14 protein-coding genes are annotated in these 14115 nt (G+C 72.4%); 6 read left to right on the top strand and 8 right to left on the bottom strand.

Going from position 1 to position 14115, the window contains the following annotated elements:
• Nucleotides 1-124: 124 nt before the first annotated feature.
• Together ACWDY5_RS39480 and ACWDY5_RS39475 are read right to left on the bottom strand one after the other, a co-directional pair.
• Nucleotides 125-1420, bottom strand: a complete 1296-nt coding sequence (locus ACWDY5_RS39480) for an NAD(P)/FAD-dependent oxidoreductase (protein ID WP_449727244.1) — start codon at nucleotides 1418-1420, stop codon at nucleotides 125-127.
• A 1-nt stretch (nucleotide 1421) separates the two neighbouring features.
• Nucleotides 1422-2018: a ferric reductase-like transmembrane domain-containing protein gene (locus ACWDY5_RS39475; protein WP_449727243.1), complete on the bottom strand. Its 597-nt coding sequence runs from the start codon at nucleotides 2016-2018 to the stop codon at nucleotides 1422-1424.
• A gap of 279 nt (nucleotides 2019-2297) precedes the next feature.
• On the opposite strand from ACWDY5_RS39475, the gene ACWDY5_RS39470 reads away from it, so the two are divergent.
• The 4 genes from ACWDY5_RS39470 (at nucleotide 2298) to ACWDY5_RS39455 (ending at nucleotide 7280) form a co-directional block, all read left to right on the top strand.
• Nucleotides 2298-2858: a sigma-70 family RNA polymerase sigma factor gene (locus tag ACWDY5_RS39470; RefSeq protein WP_449727242.1), complete on the top strand. Its 561-nt coding sequence runs from the start codon at nucleotides 2298-2300 to the stop codon at nucleotides 2856-2858.
• Nucleotides 2859-2864: 6 nt separating this feature from the next.
• Nucleotides 2865-3863, top strand: a complete 999-nt coding sequence (locus tag ACWDY5_RS39465; protein WP_449727241.1) for an anti-sigma factor family protein — start codon at nucleotides 2865-2867, stop codon at nucleotides 3861-3863.
• A 175-nt stretch (nucleotides 3864-4038) separates the two neighbouring features.
• The gene (locus ACWDY5_RS39460; protein ID WP_449727240.1) at nucleotides 4039-5850 is read left to right on the top strand and encodes a family 20 glycosylhydrolase; all 1812 of its coding nucleotides are present in this window, start codon (nucleotides 4039-4041) and stop codon (nucleotides 5848-5850) included.
• 329 nt (nucleotides 5851-6179) lie between these two features.
• Nucleotides 6180-7280, top strand: coding sequence for a peptidoglycan recognition protein family protein (locus ACWDY5_RS39455; RefSeq protein WP_449727239.1), 1101 nt, complete (start codon nucleotides 6180-6182; stop codon nucleotides 7278-7280).
• Here ACWDY5_RS39455 and ACWDY5_RS39450 read toward each other — a convergent pair.
• The 3 genes from ACWDY5_RS39450 to ACWDY5_RS39440 are packed head-to-tail and all read right to left on the bottom strand — an operon-like array spanning nucleotide 7255 to nucleotide 9592.
• On the bottom strand, nucleotides 7255-7893 hold the full coding sequence (locus ACWDY5_RS39450) for a DedA family protein (protein ID WP_449727238.1): 639 nt from the start codon (nucleotides 7891-7893) through the stop codon (nucleotides 7255-7257). The two genes, ACWDY5_RS39455 and ACWDY5_RS39450, sit on opposite strands and share 26 nt — an antisense overlap.
• A complete protein-coding gene (locus ACWDY5_RS39445) occupies nucleotides 7893-8825 on the bottom strand; it encodes a lysophospholipid acyltransferase family protein (protein WP_449727237.1) in 933 nt (310 codons plus the stop codon). Before ACWDY5_RS39445 ends, ACWDY5_RS39450 begins: the two co-directional genes overlap by 1 nt.
• Nucleotides 8822-9592, bottom strand: a complete 771-nt coding sequence (locus ACWDY5_RS39440) for a GNAT family N-acetyltransferase (protein WP_449727236.1) — start codon at nucleotides 9590-9592, stop codon at nucleotides 8822-8824. The genes ACWDY5_RS39445 and ACWDY5_RS39440 overlap by 4 nt, the downstream gene beginning before the upstream one ends.
• 156 nt (nucleotides 9593-9748) lie before the next feature.
• Here ACWDY5_RS39440 and ACWDY5_RS39435 point away from each other — a divergent pair, with 156 nt between their 5' ends.
• Together ACWDY5_RS39435 and ACWDY5_RS39430 are read left to right on the top strand one after the other, a co-directional pair.
• Nucleotides 9749-11104: a sensor histidine kinase gene (locus tag ACWDY5_RS39435; protein WP_449727235.1), complete on the top strand. Its 1356-nt coding sequence runs from the start codon at nucleotides 9749-9751 to the stop codon at nucleotides 11102-11104.
• Nucleotides 11092-11736 (top strand): response regulator, encoded by a 645-nt coding sequence (locus tag ACWDY5_RS39430; RefSeq protein WP_449727234.1) that lies wholly within the window; start codon nucleotides 11092-11094, stop codon nucleotides 11734-11736. Before ACWDY5_RS39435 ends, ACWDY5_RS39430 begins: the two co-directional genes overlap by 13 nt.
• On the opposite strand, the gene ACWDY5_RS39425 is transcribed toward ACWDY5_RS39430, so the two are convergent.
• From ACWDY5_RS39425 to ACWDY5_RS39415, 3 genes are read right to left on the bottom strand one after another with little or no spacing between them, the layout of a single operon-like run.
• Nucleotides 11733-12473 (bottom strand): pseudouridine synthase, encoded by a 741-nt coding sequence (locus tag ACWDY5_RS39425; protein WP_449727233.1) that lies wholly within the window; start codon nucleotides 12471-12473, stop codon nucleotides 11733-11735. The two genes, ACWDY5_RS39430 and ACWDY5_RS39425, sit on opposite strands and share 4 nt — an antisense overlap.
• The gene (gene scpB / locus ACWDY5_RS39420) at nucleotides 12466-13254 is read right to left on the bottom strand and encodes an SMC-Scp complex subunit ScpB (RefSeq protein WP_449727232.1); all 789 of its coding nucleotides are present in this window, start codon (nucleotides 13252-13254) and stop codon (nucleotides 12466-12468) included. The genes ACWDY5_RS39425 and scpB overlap by 8 nt, the downstream gene beginning before the upstream one ends.
• Nucleotides 13251-14096 carry a segregation and condensation protein A gene (locus tag ACWDY5_RS39415; RefSeq protein WP_449727231.1) on the bottom strand — a complete coding sequence of 282 codons (846 nt, stop codon included), beginning with the start codon at nucleotides 14094-14096 and terminating at the stop codon, nucleotides 13251-13253. Before ACWDY5_RS39415 ends, scpB begins: the two co-directional genes overlap by 4 nt.
• Between the last annotated feature and the right edge of the window lie 19 nt (nucleotides 14097-14115).

Genomic DNA, 14115 nt, shown 5'->3' with positions numbered 1-14115 from the left:
CCCGTTATGACCAGACCGCGGTCTCCTACCGGGCAACCATCACCCTGGCCGCACTACTCCTCTGGTCCTCTGGCTTTGAAAACGCCCCCTAGGGCCGGCGGCAGGCGCTGACCCCGCTCACCGCTCACCGCTCCCCCCGGCGTCCGCACCAGCGACCCCGCCGCGCCCGCCCGCTCTCCGAGGGCATCCCCCTCGGCGTCTCCGTCTCCCCCGGCGAGGGCCGCGGCGAGCCCACCGCGGACTGCCGGTCCAGCTCCGCGGTCCACTGCCGCATCCCGCGCGGGCTGTCCCAGGCCGCCACGCCCACCAGCCAGCCGCGCCGCACGTACCCGCAGACCTGGTGGCCCAGCGAGCGCGCCCCGGCCAGCGCGATGGTGTCCCCGGCCAGCGCGGGCGCGCCGGCGGCCTGGATCCGCACGCCGTGCTGGGCCGACCAGAACCGCGGCAGCGGGGTGAACGGGCGGGCGCCCGCGCCGGCCAGCAGGCTGTCCGCGGCGGCCCGGCCCATCTCCACCGCGTTGATCCAGTGCTCCACCCGGCGCGGGACCTCGTCGAAGCGCAGGTTGGGCCAGCGGGCCAGGTCACCGGCGACCACCACGTCCCTGGCTCCGACGGCGTGGCAGGTCGCCTCGCACAGCACGCCGTCCTCAAGCACCAGGCCGGAGCCGCGCAGCCAGTAGCTGGCCGGCACCACGCCGACGGCGAGCACCACGCAGCGGGCGGAGACCAGCTGGCCGTCGGTCAGCTGCACCGCGATCCCACCGGGGTAGGGCGCGAACCGCCACACCGTGGCACCCAGCGCCAGCCGGACCCCGGCGTCGCGGTGCAGGCGGGTGACCGCGGCGCCCATCCGCTCACCCAGCACGTCGCCGAGCAGGTCGCCGCCGCGGTCGACCAGCAGCACCGGGATGTCCATGGCGCGCAGGCTGGCGGCCAGCTCGCAGCCGAGGAACCCGCCGCCGACGATCACCACCGGCCCGCTGCCGGTGGTCACGTTCCGGTGCAGGGCAAGGCCGTCGCTCATGGTGCGCAGCACCTGCACCCGCCGGTCGTGCCGGGGCGCGCCGGGCAGGTGCCGGGCCTGCGACCCGGTGGCCACCACCAGGCCGTCGTAGCGCAGCTCCTCCCCGCGCGGCAACAGCAGCAGCCTGCGGTCCACATCCAGCGCGGCGGCCCGGGATCCCAGCCGCCACACCACATCCAGCTCCGGCAGTCCGGGCAGCGTCAGCTCCTCCGGCCCGGCCTGCCCCAGCAACAGCTGCTGCGCAAGGGCCGGACGGTGGTAAGGCAGCCGCGGTTCCTCACCCACCACCAGCAGCTCACCGGAGAAACCCTGCTCCCGCAAGCGTTCCGCCGCGTTCAGTCCGGCCGGACCCGTGCCGACGACCACGATCCGTTCGGCCCGGCCGGTCAGGGCCATCTCACGGCGCCTCCTCGATGATCCGGGCGGAGACCAGCACCCGCGCGGGCAGGAAACGCAGCACCGCCAAGGTCAGCACCGGCACCACCAAGGTCACCCCGGCCAGCCACAGCAACGCGATCCGGCCACCGGCGAGGGCGCCCAGCAGCACGTGCGCCACCCCGAGCAGCGCGGCTGGATAGGCCAACCGGTGCAACCACAGCCATCTCCGGTAGCCCAGCAGCCGCCGCAGCGCCACCGACAGCGCGACCACGAGCATCAGCTCGAAGGCCAGCGCGCCCAGCGCCTGCCGCAGCGGCGCGCCCGCTGCGGCCGGGAACAGCAGGTTGACCAGCCCGAAACGCTCCTCCCGCAAGAACAACAGGGTCAGCACGTGGCTGAGCACGAAGGCCAGCGTGACCGTGGCCAGCAGCAGGTGCCCCGACCGCACGGTCTGCCTGCCGGTGGCCCTGCGCACCCAGCCCGCGCTGGTGAACACGCCCCAGCACAGGGTCAGGCACAGCAGGCCGTAGGCCAGCCAGCCCGACAGCGCGGCCGCCGCGCGCACCCCCTCGTCCTGGGTGCTGGCGGCGAGTTGCAGGACCGGATGGTGCGGCATGGGCGCCTCCGGGGCGGCACGGGCGAGGAGGAACCCGGGTAGGCCAGGGGGTGCGGCCCGGCCTACCCGGGCTTTTCCGGTGATCCGGGAGGGAAAACCGGAAGCTCTGCGGACGATGACCTCATGTGTCCATAGTGGACAGTCCCTTCGTGACGACGCGCCAACGATTACGGATCCCCGGCCGGGGTGGTTCAACCCCGCCGCAAAATCGGTCCAAATCCGTCGCGAGCACAAAAAGATCGGCCGCAGCCCTGTACGAAACCCGTTGCTGGGGACAGGATGTGCGCCGTGGGCCGACATCGGGTCACCAGAGCAGAGTCAACCGGCACCGCCGAGGTTTCCGGCCGGGACGACGATCTGGTCAGGGCGCTCTACCGCGAATACGGCGGGGCGCTGTTCGGGCACGCGTGCAAGCTCACCGGCAACGACCGCCAGTGGGCAGAGGACGTGGTGCAGGAAACCTTGTTCCGGGCCTGGCGTAACGCCGAGAAGCTGGACCGGGAGCCCGGGCTGATGCGGGCCTGGTTGTTCACCGTCGCGAGGCGGATCGTGATCGACGGAAGGCGCAGCCGCAGTGCGCGGCCGCACGAGGTCGACGCGAGCCCCTTGGAGTCCGTGCCGGTGCCTGACGGCGCCGACGCGACCCTGTCCGCGCTGGTGATCACCGAGGCGTTGCAGCAGCTGAGCGAGGAGCACAGGGAGGCGATCACCCAGACCTACCTTCGAGACCGCACCATCAACGAAGCGGCCGCCGTACTGGGCGTGCCACCGGGTACCGTCAAGTCCAGGGTGTACTACGCGTTGCGCGCCCTGAGACGGTCACTCCAGGATCGGGGGTGAGCGGGGATGTCGTCCCCACCTGACCACTCCGACGTCGGCGCCTACCTGCTCGGCGTGCTCAACGAGGCGGACACCATCGCCTTCGAGGAGCACCTGACCCACTGCGTCCGCTGTCAGGACGAGCTGCAGGAGATGCTGGACCTGCCGGATCTGCTGGACGTCGCCCGCGCGCTGGAACAGCAGCGCGGGACGGTGGACCAGCGGCGCAACGGCACGCCGCCAGGACAGGCCGGCGCCCCGCCGGGCCGTCCGCTGCGCAGTGTGCCGCCACCGGGCAGACCGCGGCCGGTCACCCCGGCCCAGCGCGTCGGCTCGGCCCCACCGCGCGGCGCGGTCGCACCGCAACCGAGGGGCACGCTCGGGCCGCCGCCGCGGCCCCAGCCGCACCGCAGCACCGAACCCGCGCCGGACGGTCCGGGCGACCGGGTGCTGGCCCAGCTGCTCGACCAGGTCGGCGCGCGCAAGCGGTCCAGGAAGAAGGTGGTGCTGTGGTCGCTGGCCGCGGCCGCCTGCCTGGCCCTGGTGCTGACCCCGCTGGTGGTCTCCGCGACCACCGGAACCGGCCAGGGCGGCGTGGCGCTGCCCAGTCCGATCCTGAGCCTGCCCGGCCAGCCGCCGACCACCGGCCAGTCCGTCCCCAGCGGTCCGGCCACCCCGAGCGTGGACGCGAACACCCTCACCGAGGAGACGCTGACCGGCAGCAACCCGGCGAACAACGTCTCCGCGACCCTGGGGCTGACCGAGAAGGGCTCCGGCGTGCAGGTGCGGATGGAGCTCAAGGGCATCTCCGGGCCGCGGCGCTGCCAGCTGGTGGCCATCGGCAAGGCCGGGGAGACCTTCCCGGTGAACAGCTGGGTGGTGCCGGAGAAGGGCTACGGCGTGGCCGGCTCGCCGGACCCGCTGCAGCAGACCGGCAACGTGGCGCTCTCCCGCACGGAGATCGCCAGCTTCGAGGTGCGCACCATGGACGGGATCGGGCTGCTGTCCATCCCTGCCGGGAGTTAGCAGCGGGCACGAGGGGCGAGGCCAGGGCTACCGGGGTGACGGTACTGGTCTAGACCCTTGACAGGCGGAGTGCCGCCAGATTCGATGGCTGCACACCGCCTTTCCGGTATGTCCGTATGCCGGGACACCGCCGCCGCTTGTGCTCGCCTGTCCGAACTCTCCGGGAGGACACCCCGTGAAAACCCTCAGCACGCGGCCACTGCGGTCGCGGTTGGCCGGCGGCCTGGCCGCCCTCGTCGTGCTCGGCGGCGCTGCCCTGGGCTGGGCCTCGGTCCAGCACGACGCGGCCGCCGAGGAGGCCGCGAGCCCGTTGCAGAGCATCGTCCCCGCGCCCGCCTCGGTGACCCCCGCCGCCGGCGTCACCTTCACCCTGGGCAGCGGCTCCCGCATCCAGGTGCACGCCGGTTCGCCGGAGGCGACCCAGGTGGCCGAGTACCTGGCCACCATCCTGCGCCGTTCCACCGGCTACCCGCTGCCGATCGTGCCCGCCGCCGGTGACCCCGAGGGCATCGTGCTGCTGCTGGGCGGCGCGCCGCCCAGCGTCGGCCAGGAGGGCTACCAGCTCGACGTCACCGCCAAGGCGGCCACCGTGCGCGCGAACCAGGCGGCCGGGCTGTTCAACGCGGTGCAGACGCTGCGCCAGCTGCTGCCCGCGGCGATCGAGTCCAGCTCGGTCAAGCCCGGCCCGTGGACGGTGCCCGGCGGCAAGATCGTGGACCAGCCGCGCTTCGGCTACCGCGGCGCGCACCTGGACTCCGCGCGGCACTTCTTCACCGTGGACACGGTCAAGCGCTACATCGACCAGCTGGCCCTGTACAAGGTCAACAAGTTCCACTGGCACCTGACCGACGACCAGGGCTGGCGGATCCAGATCGACAGCTGGCCGAACCTGACCAAGCACGGCGGCAGCACCCAGGTCGGCGGCGGCCCCGGCGGCTTCTACACCAAGGCGCAGTACACCGACGTGGTGAACTACGCCAAGGCCAGGCACATCGAGGTGATCCCCGAGTTCGACATGCCCGGCCACACCAACGCCGCGCTGTCCTCCTACGCCGAGCTGAACTGCAACGGGGTGGCCCCGCCGCTGCGCACCGACACCGAGGTCGGCTACAGCTCGCTGTGCATCAACAAGGAGATCACCTACAAGTTCGTCGAGGACGTCATCAAGGAGATCGCCGCGATCACCCCTGGCGAGTACTTCCACCTCGGCGGCGACGAGGCGCACGCCACCAGCGACGCCGACTACAACAAGTTCATGCAGCGGGTCATGCCGCTGGTCGGCAAGTACGGCAAGAAGATCATGGGCTGGCACGAGTTCGTCAAGGCCAGCCCGGCCCCGCCGACCTCGGCCGTGCCGCAGTTCTGGGGCACCACCACCACCGACGCCAACGTGGCCGCGCACGCGGGTCGTGGCGGCAAGGTGCTGCTGTCCCCGGCCAACAAGGCGTACCTGGACATGAAGTACAACCCCAGCACCCCGCTGGGCCTGAGCTGGGCCGGGTACATCGAGGTGCAGGACGCCTACAACTGGAACCCCGGCGGCTACCTCTCCGGCGTGGCCGAGAACGCGGTGCTGGGCGTGGAGGCCCCGCTGTGGTCGGAGACGCTGACTAAGACCGCGGACATCGAATTCATGGCCTTCCCGCGCCTGCCCGCGCTGGCCGAGCTGGGCTGGTCGCCGAGGTCCACGCACAACTGGGACGCCTTCAAACAGCGCCTGGCCGCCCAGGGCCCGCGCTGGGACGTGATGGGGATCAACTACTACAAGTCCACGCAGGTCCCGTGGCCGACCACCAACCCGACCAGCACCACGACCAGCTCCGGCGGCGCGTGCAACGCCCCGGCCTGGAAGAGCTCCGACACCTACGTCAAGGACAGCAAGGTCTCGCACAAGGGCAAGGTCTGGACCGCGAAGTGGTGGACCCGCGGCGAGGAGCCCGGCACCACCGGCCAGTGGGGCGTCTGGCAGGACAGCGGCCCCTGCTGACCCGCTGAGCACTGACGGCCCCGGTTGGACCAGCTGGCCCAGCCGGGGCCGTTGCCGTCTGCCCCGTTGAGCGTCGCCGCTGCGAGCGCAAGGCGTTGGCCGCTTTTCCCGGTTCGCGTCCATTCAACTTCTCAGCGCCTGTCCGCGGGCCCCGGGGTGGCGTCGTGGCCGCTCGCGCCTATACCCGTCCGGTGAATGGGTGACCACTTAGTACAACAAATCGAAAGTTCCTCACCCCTTCGGCCCTTATGAGTTCCGGAACGAGCTCTTACCGTCGACTGACCCACTTCTCTGGGGTTCCCTGCCCCCAAGACGAGGGAGTCGTCGTCATGTCGAACCCTGCACACAATCCGATCGGCCGCCGCGCTTTCTTACGCGGCGGCCTCACCGTGACCGCGGCCGGCGCACTCGGGCTGGCCGATCCACTGCTGGCCGGCGCGACCGAGTCCGGCGCGCTGGCACCGGCCATCCACGGCACCGGCGCCTGGGGCGCCCGGCCAGCCAAGGGCGCCATCTCGGTGCTCAACAGCAGGCCGGTCAAGATCATCGTCCATCACACGGCCACCGCGAACGTCACCGACTACTCACTGGCCCGCGCGTTCGCGCTATCCAGGTCGATCCAGAACTACCACATGGACTCCAACGGCTGGATCGACACCGGGCAGCACTTCACCAACAGCCGCGGCGGGCACATCACCGAGGGCCGCCACCGCAGCCTGGCCGCGCTCAACGGCGGCACCCAGCACGTGGTCAGCGCGCACACCTCCGGCCAGAACAACGTGGCACTGGGCATCGAGAACGAGGGCCTCTACACCAGTGTCGGCCCGACCACCGCGCAGTGGAACTCGCTGGTGGCGCTGTGCCGGTACATGTGCCAGCAGTACCGGATCGCGGCCAGCCAGATCTATGGCCACCGCGACTTCAACAACACCGCCTGCCCCGGCAACGTGCTCTACGGCCGCCTGCCGGAGCTGCGGCGCGCGGTCGCCGCGGCCATGGGCGAGCGGGAGCGGATCGTCGACCCGGTGACCTGGCCGCTGCTGCAGCCGGGCGACCGAGGGGAGAAGGTCCTTGTCGCGCAACGCCTGCTGCACCACGCAGGCGAGCGCGGCGTGCCGCTGGACGGGGTGTTCGACCCGCGCACCGACGAGGCGGCGCGCAGGCTGGAGACCAGGATCGGCGTCGCCGAGACCGGCCTGGTCGGCGCGGAGTCCTGGCCCGCGCTGATCCCGGCCGCCCTGCGCCAGGGCGATCGGGGCGACGCGGTGCACGCCGTGCAGCTGCTCCTGCTCACCAGGGGACTGCGCACCCCGGCCGACGGCGAGTACGCCGGCGCCACCGAGGCCGCGGTGCGGGAGTTCCAGACGAGCAGCCAGCTCCCCGCCACCGGGGTGGCTGACCAGCTCACCTGGCAGTACCTGCTTCGCTGAGCTCGGCCCGCTCTGGCCGGGGTGTGTCGCGACGCCGCCGCACCACCGCGCGCACCCCGGCCACAGCACCCGCCACCGCAGCCGCGATGCCGAGCGCCAGCGCCAGTCCCAGCAACGGGTTCTGCTCGAAGGCCCGGCCGCCGAGGTAGCCGATGGACACGCAGGCCACCGCCCAGATCGTGCCGGCCACGGTGTCCCACAACAGGAACCGCCCGCGCGGGTAGCGCACCGCGCCCGCGGCCAGCATGCTGGCCAGCCGCCCGGCCGGGACGTAGCGGGCCACCACGATCACCCACGGCCCCCGCCGCTGCATCGACCGCCGCGCCCAGTCGTAGACCTGCTTTCCCTTGGGACTACGGGAGAACCGCCGCTCCAGCCCTGGCCCGGCGCCACGCCCGGCGAGGTAGGTGGCGTAGTCGCCGAGCAGCACCCCGGCCACCGCGGCCGGCAGCACCAGCCAGATCGAGGGCGGCCCGGTGGCCGCGGCCACGCTGATCGCGATCACCGTGCTGTCACTGGGGGTGAACGGCAGGAAGGCGTCCAGCGCGGCGAGGGCGAGCACCACCGCGTACAGCCAGGGCGAGGCGAGCAGCGCCTGCAGGAACTCCGGCATCAGGCCGCCACCCGCAGCTCGGGCGCGGAAACCACTGGCGCACCAAGGATTTCGGCCTGCGCGCGGGTCGCCAGCTCGCGCCGCTCCAATCCTGCCGGGGCACGAGCCGCCGACTCGCGCCGCTCCCGCGCAGGACCGGCCGCCCCACCCCGCTCGCCCGCCGCCTGCCCCGATCCCGCCCCGGGCCACAGCGTCCGCCCCTCGCGCACGTGCACCGACAGCCCCCTGGCCCGGATCACCCGCCGCAGCGAGCCCAGCACCTCTTCCTCCCCCAGAAAAGCCGCCGACGCCGCGACCCGGCCACCCGGCCCCCGGTACTCCACCCGCACCGGCCGCACCGCCACCCCGGCCTCCACCGCGGCCTGAAAACTCGCCGGGCGCAACACCGTTCCCGCCACCGCGCACCGGGTGGTGCCCTCCGGGAACACCGCGACCGAGGTCCCGCTGGCCAGTCGCGCCCGCATCTCCGCAACCGTGCCCGGCAGCGTGGACAGCCGGTCCCGTTCGATGAACACCGTCCCGGCCCGCGCGGCCAGCGCGCCGAAGACCGGGATGTCCCTGATCTCCGACTTGGCCACCTGGTGCAGCGGCTCCCTGGCCAGCAGCACCAGCCCGTCCAGCCAGGAGATGTGGTTGCCCACCACCAGCGCCGGACCGGGCCGCGGCGGATCCGCCACCACCCGCACACCCAGCGCGCGCAGGATCCCGCGCGCCCCGCTGCTGGCCAGCCGTCCGCGAACTCCCTTGGGCAGCAACGGAAACACCCAGGACACCGGCACCGCGAGCGCGAACACCCCGGCCAGTGCGAGCCAGCGGCGCAGCTGAAACCCCAGCGGCACAACGGGTTCGGCGTCCCGGCCCGGCACGCAGCTGTCATCGCACGGGGTCGCCGGGGTCCAGCGGAAGGCCCGCGCCCGCCCGGCCGCGGTCACCGGAACCGCCGCAGGTACCGGGGATCCATCCGCTGGGTGTCCAGCAGCAGGAAGAAGTCCGCGCAGCCGAAGTCCGCGTCGTAGGCCGGTTCGCCGCAGACCCACGCGCCCAGCCGCAGGTAGCCCTGCATCAGCGGCGGCAGCGCCACCCGGCCGGCCGGTCGCTCGACCTCCTGGTGCGCCCACGGGATCCGCGGCCGCACCCGGTGCGGTGCCGGCGCGAGGTGCCGGGCGAGCACCCGGTCCCGGACCGCGGCGGCCAGGTGCCCGCCGTCGGCCAGCGGCACCGAGCCGCACCCGGCGACCCAGCGCCCGCCAACCAGGTCCACGTACCTGGCCAGCCCGGCCCACATCAGCCCGATCACGCTGCCGTTGCGGTGCTCGGGGGCGACGCAGGAGCGGCCGACCTCCACCAGCGTGGCGCGCAGCCCGGCCAGCGCGTCCAGGTCGAACTCGCCGTCGGAGTACAGCGCGCCGCGCCGGGCCGCCGCGCCGGGCGGCAGGATGCGGTAGGTGCCGACCACCTCGCCGGTGCGCTCGTCGGTGACCAGCAGGTGCTCGCAGTGCGCGTCCAGCTCATCGGCGTCCACCCCGGACGGCCCGGCCAGCGCCGCGCCCAGCTCACCGGCGAACACCCGGTGCCGGAGCCGTTGCGCGGCAAGGACTTCCGCCTCGGTGTCCGCGATGACCATGCGGTACCCGGGGCTGTGCTCGGTGGCGGCCCGCGCGAGGAGCTTCGGCAACGGCCTGGCCAGTTCGGCGATCATGGCTTCAGCCTGGTCCGGATCGGTCGCCGCGTCGCCAGGGTTACCTCCTGAAATGACCGGGGTGCTAGCACGGGGGTGGATCCCCGTGCAGACACGGTGGCCCCCTAGGGGACGCGCTCCTACGCTGGGGTGACCACCGTCCGAAAAGGAGCGTCGATGACCTGGCCGAGCCCGCGGCAGAACCTGCTGCGCGACGTGGTCGCCAAGCGCACCTGGCTGAGCACGGTGCTGCTGCTGATCGGCCCGTTCTGGAGCCTGCTGCCGCTGACGGTGATCGTGCTCGCGCTCTTCGGCAGCCTGTTCCCGCTGTTCGCGATGCTGTTCTCGCAGAAGATCTACCTCGCGGTGTGGTTCCTGCCCACGCTGCTGGCCAGCCCGCTGGTGGTGTGGCTGGCGGTCTGGCTGCTCTACGGCTTCGGCCGCCTTGAGGCCTGGCAGCTGCGCCTGGTGACCGGCGAGTCGGTGACTCCGGCGCTGTCCCCGCCGCCGCGCCGCAACCCCTACCGGGGGACGGTGCAGCTGGTGGTCAACCCGACGCTGTGGCGCGGCATCGGCTACTGGGTCGCCCGCGGCGCGCTGTCCGTGGTGACCGGCCTGCTCACCTTCTTCACCTGGTTCGGGCCGACCTGGCTGATCTTCGTGGCGATCATGGAGTCCTTCCACCCGCACCAGACGATGGTGGCCGCGCCGGGCTTCGTGCACTCCTACACCGGGCTGATGTTCTTCAGCCAGCCGGGCTGGCAGTTCTGGGTGATGGCCTTCCTGCTCGGCGGCATGCTGCTGCTGCCGCTGGCGCCGATCCTGGTGCGCGCCATGACCAGCGTGCACCTCGGCCTGACCCGCACCATGCTGGAACCCAAGTCCGTGGCCGACCTGGCCGAGCGGGTGCAGCAGGTGGAGGAACGGCGCTCGGTGGCGATGCAGGCGGCCGAGGCGGAGCGGCAGCGGATCGAGCGCGACTTACACGACGGGGCGCAGCAGCAGCTGGTGGCGCTGGCGATGAAGCTGGGCCGGGCCCGCGGCAAGCACGGCCAGGACCCCGACGGCGCGCTGCGGCTGATCGAGGAGGCGCACCAGGAGGCCAAGGAGGCCATCGACCAGCTGCGCAGCCTCACCCGCGGCCTGCACCCGCCGGTGCTGGAGGACCGCGGCCTGGACGCGGCGCTGTCCGCGCTGTCCGCGCGCAGCCCGGTCCCGGTGCGCATCCGCTACTACGTGCAGCACCGGCCGGCCCCGACCATCGAGGCCATCGCCTACTTCATGATCTCCGAGGCGCTGACCAACATCGCCAAGCACGCGCACGCCACCAAGGCCTCGGTCGACGTGCGCCGCACCGGCGACCGGCTCAAGATCGTGGTCACCGACGACGGGGTCGGCGGCGCGAAGGCCGGGCCAGGATCGGGGCTCTCGGGGCTGGCCGACCGCGCGGGCGGGGTGGATGGCACGCTGACCGTGTACAGCCCCGAGGGCGGGCCGACCATCCTGACCATGGAGCTGCCGTGCGAGTCGTGATCGCCGAGGACGCCGTGCTGCTGCGCCAGGGCCTGATGCTGCTGCTGGCCGAGAGCGGGCACGAGGTGCTGGAGGCGGTCGGCGACGCCGAGCAGCTGCTGCGCGCGGTCGGCCGGCACCAGCCGGACATCGCCGTGGTCGACGTGCGGATGCCGCCGACGCACCGGGACGAGGGCCTGCGCGCCGCACTGGTCATCCGCCGCGAGTGGCCGGAGACCAAGATCCTCATCCTGTCCCAGTACGTGGAGGAGCGCTACGCGGTCGACCTGCTCAGCAACGAGCTCAGCGGCATCGGCTACCTGCTCAAGGACCGGGTCGCCGACGTGGAGGACTTCCTGCGCGCCCTGCACCAGGTCGCCGACGGCGGCACCGTGTTCGACCCCGAAGTGGTCGCCCAGCTGCTGGCCCGCAGCCGCCGCCAGGACCCGCTGGCCACCCTGACCCCGCGCGAGCGCGAGGTGCTGGGCCTGATGGCCGAGGGCCGCTCCAACGCAGGCATCGGCGAGGCGCTGACCATCACCGAACGCGCGGTGGAGAAGTACGTGGGCAGCATCTTCACCAAGCTCGGCCTGCCCATCGCGGGCAACGACCACCGCCGGGTCCTCGCGGTGCTGCGCTACCTGGACAACTAGAGGCCGACGTTCTTGTACAGCGCGCCGACCTCGGCCCTGGTCAGCGGGCGCAGGGTGCCGGGGCGCTGACCGGCCAGGCGGACCTCGCCGACCGCGGTGCGCACCAGGCGCAGCACCGGGTGCCCGACCGCGTCGAACAGCCGCCGCACGATCCGGTTGCGCCCCTCGTGCAGCACCACCTCGATCAGCACCCGGCCGCCGTTGACGTCCTTGACGTGGTACTTGTCCAGCCGCACCGGCCCGTCGTCCAGCTCCACCCCGGCCAGCAGCCTGCGGCCCAGGTCCCGGTGCACCGGACCGGCCACCTCGACCAGGTAGGTCTTGTAGACGTTGTAGGAGGGGTGCATCAGCCGGTGCGCCAGCTCGCCGTCGTTGGTCAGCAGCAGCAGGCCCTCGGTCTCGGCGTCCAGGCGGCCGACGTGGAACAGGCGCTCCTCGTGGTCGGCCACGTAGTCGCCGACGCAGGGACGGCCTCGGTCGTCGGACATGGTGGTGTGCACGCCGCGCGGCTTGTTCAGCGCCAGGTGCACCAGGTTGCCGGTGACCATCACCCGCAGCCCGTCCACGTGGATCACCGCCTGCTCCGGGTCGACCCGGCGGCCCTGTTCGGTGACGATCTCGCCGTCCACGGCCACCCGGCCCTCGGCGATCATGTCCTCCGCCACCCGCCGGGAGGCGATCCCGGCCTTGGACAGCACCTTCTGCAACCGCACACCCTGCGGGTCGTTCTCAGACATCGTCGATCGAGTCCACTTCCGGCAACAACGGCGCGAGCGGGGGCAGTTCCTTCACCGAGGACAACCCCAATCGCTCCAGGAACAGCTCTGTGGTGCGGTACAGGAGGCCGTTGGTGTCCGGATCCGCACCTGTCTCCTCAATCAGACCACGAGCGAGCAGACTGCGGATAACCCCGTCCACATTCACCCCGCGCACCGCGGCCACCCGCGCCCTGGTCACCGGCTGGCGGTAGGCGATCACCGCGAGGGTCTCCAACGCGGCCCTGGTCAGCTTGGCCCGCTGCCCGTTGAGCAGCAGCCGCTCCACGAACGGCGCGTGCACGTCCCTGGTGTAGAACCGCCAGCCGTCGCTGACCCGGCGCAGGTCGATGCCACTGCCGGACTCGGTGTACCCGGCGGCGAGCCTGCGCAGCGCCTCGGTGGCCCGCGCCACCGGCACGTCCAGCGCGTCGGCCAGCACCTCCTCGGTCGCGGGCGCGTCCACCACCAGCAGCACCGACTCCAGCGCCGCGTCCAAGGCCGCGTCCTCGGTGAGGTCGGGCAGACCGCCCACCACGACCGCGTCCTCGTCCTCCGCCTCAGGGCCGTCGACCCCGTCCGCGAGCACCGGCGCGGCGACCGCCTCCTCAGGCGCGTCGATCCCGTTGGCCGGCACCGGCCTCGCGACCGCCTCCGCGGAGCCGTCGATCCCGTCCGCGAGCACCGCCACCGGCTCGCCTGCCTGTGGCGCGACCGGATCCACCTCGGCCTCGGGCGCCACCGGCGTGCCGTTCTCGGTCACCCGTACTCCTCCTCCTCGCTCGCGGCCAGCGCGGCCGCGGCGGCTTCTTCCGCTTGCTCCTTGCTCCCGCCGACCCAGCGCACCAGCAGCTCGCCCAGCGGCTCGTCCTGCTGGAAGAGCACCACCGTCTCCCGGTACAGCTCCAGCAGCCCCAGGAACCGGGCCACGAACTCCACCGTCTCGGTGCAGTCCTCGGTCAGCTGCCCGAAGCTCGCCTCGCCCAGCTCGGCCAGCCGCACCCGCATGATGGCCGCGTGCTCGCGCACCGACACCGGGTGCATGTGCAGGTGGGCCAGGCCCACCACCGGCGGCGGCTTGGGCCGGAACACCGAGGCGGCCAGCTCGGCGAAGCGCTGGGGGTCGACGCCGAGCATCACCTCGGGCATCAGCTCGACGAACCGGTCCTCCATGGCCACCGAGCGCGGGTACCGGCGCAGCGCGGTCGCCTCCAGCTCGCCGAAGAGCGCCGCGACCTGCTTGTACGCCCGGTACTGCAACAGCCTGGCGAACAACAGGTCCCTGGCCTCCAGCAGCGCCAGGTCGTCCTCGTCCTCCACGTCGGCGGCCGGCAGCAGCCGGGCCGCCTTCAGGTCCAGCAGGGTGGCCGCGATGACCAGGAACTCGGTGGTCTCATCCAGGTCCCAGGCGTCGCCGAGCACCCGGATGTGCGCGATGAAGTCCTCGGTGACCTGGTGCAGGGCCACCTCGGTGACGTCCATCTGGTGCTGGGAGATCAGTTGCAGCAGCAGGTCGAACGGACCGGTGAAGTTGGCCAGCCGCACGGTGAACCGGCCGCCTGGCGCGTCCTGCTCGGTGGGCTGTGCGGGATCCGGAGTGTCCACTGTGGTCACTCGACCGGCT

The organism is Crossiella sp. NPDC003009 (assembly GCF_053591555.1).
Note: the sequence above shows the minus strand (reverse complement) of the source record. Positions and strands in the feature narration are given on the sequence as shown.

Bases quoted from the DNA above. Each gene is read 5' to 3' on its own strand.
- ACWDY5_RS39480 (WP_449727244.1), bottom strand. From the start codon at position 1,420: ATGGCCCTGACCGGCCGGGCCGAACGGATCGTGGTCGTCGGCACGGGT.
- ACWDY5_RS39475 (WP_449727243.1), bottom strand. From the start codon at position 2,018: ATGCCGCACCATCCGGTCCTGCAACTCGCCGCCAGCACCCAGGACGAG.
- ACWDY5_RS39470 (WP_449727242.1), top strand. From the start codon at position 2,298: ATGTGCGCCGTGGGCCGACATCGGGTCACCAGAGCAGAGTCAACCGGC.
- ACWDY5_RS39465 (WP_449727241.1), top strand. From the start codon at position 2,865: ATGTCGTCCCCACCTGACCACTCCGACGTCGGCGCCTACCTGCTCGGC.
- ACWDY5_RS39455 (WP_449727239.1), top strand. From the start codon at position 6,180: ATGTCGAACCCTGCACACAATCCGATCGGCCGCCGCGCTTTCTTACGC.
- ACWDY5_RS39450 (WP_449727238.1), bottom strand. From the start codon at position 7,893: ATGCCGGAGTTCCTGCAGGCGCTGCTCGCCTCGCCCTGGCTGTACGCG.
- ACWDY5_RS39440 (WP_449727236.1), bottom strand. From the start codon at position 9,592: ATGATCGCCGAACTGGCCAGGCCGTTGCCGAAGCTCCTCGCGCGGGCC.
- ACWDY5_RS39435 (WP_449727235.1), top strand. From the start codon at position 9,749: ATGACCTGGCCGAGCCCGCGGCAGAACCTGCTGCGCGACGTGGTCGCC.
- ACWDY5_RS39425 (WP_449727233.1), bottom strand. From the start codon at position 12,473: ATGTCTGAGAACGACCCGCAGGGTGTGCGGTTGCAGAAGGTGCTGTCC.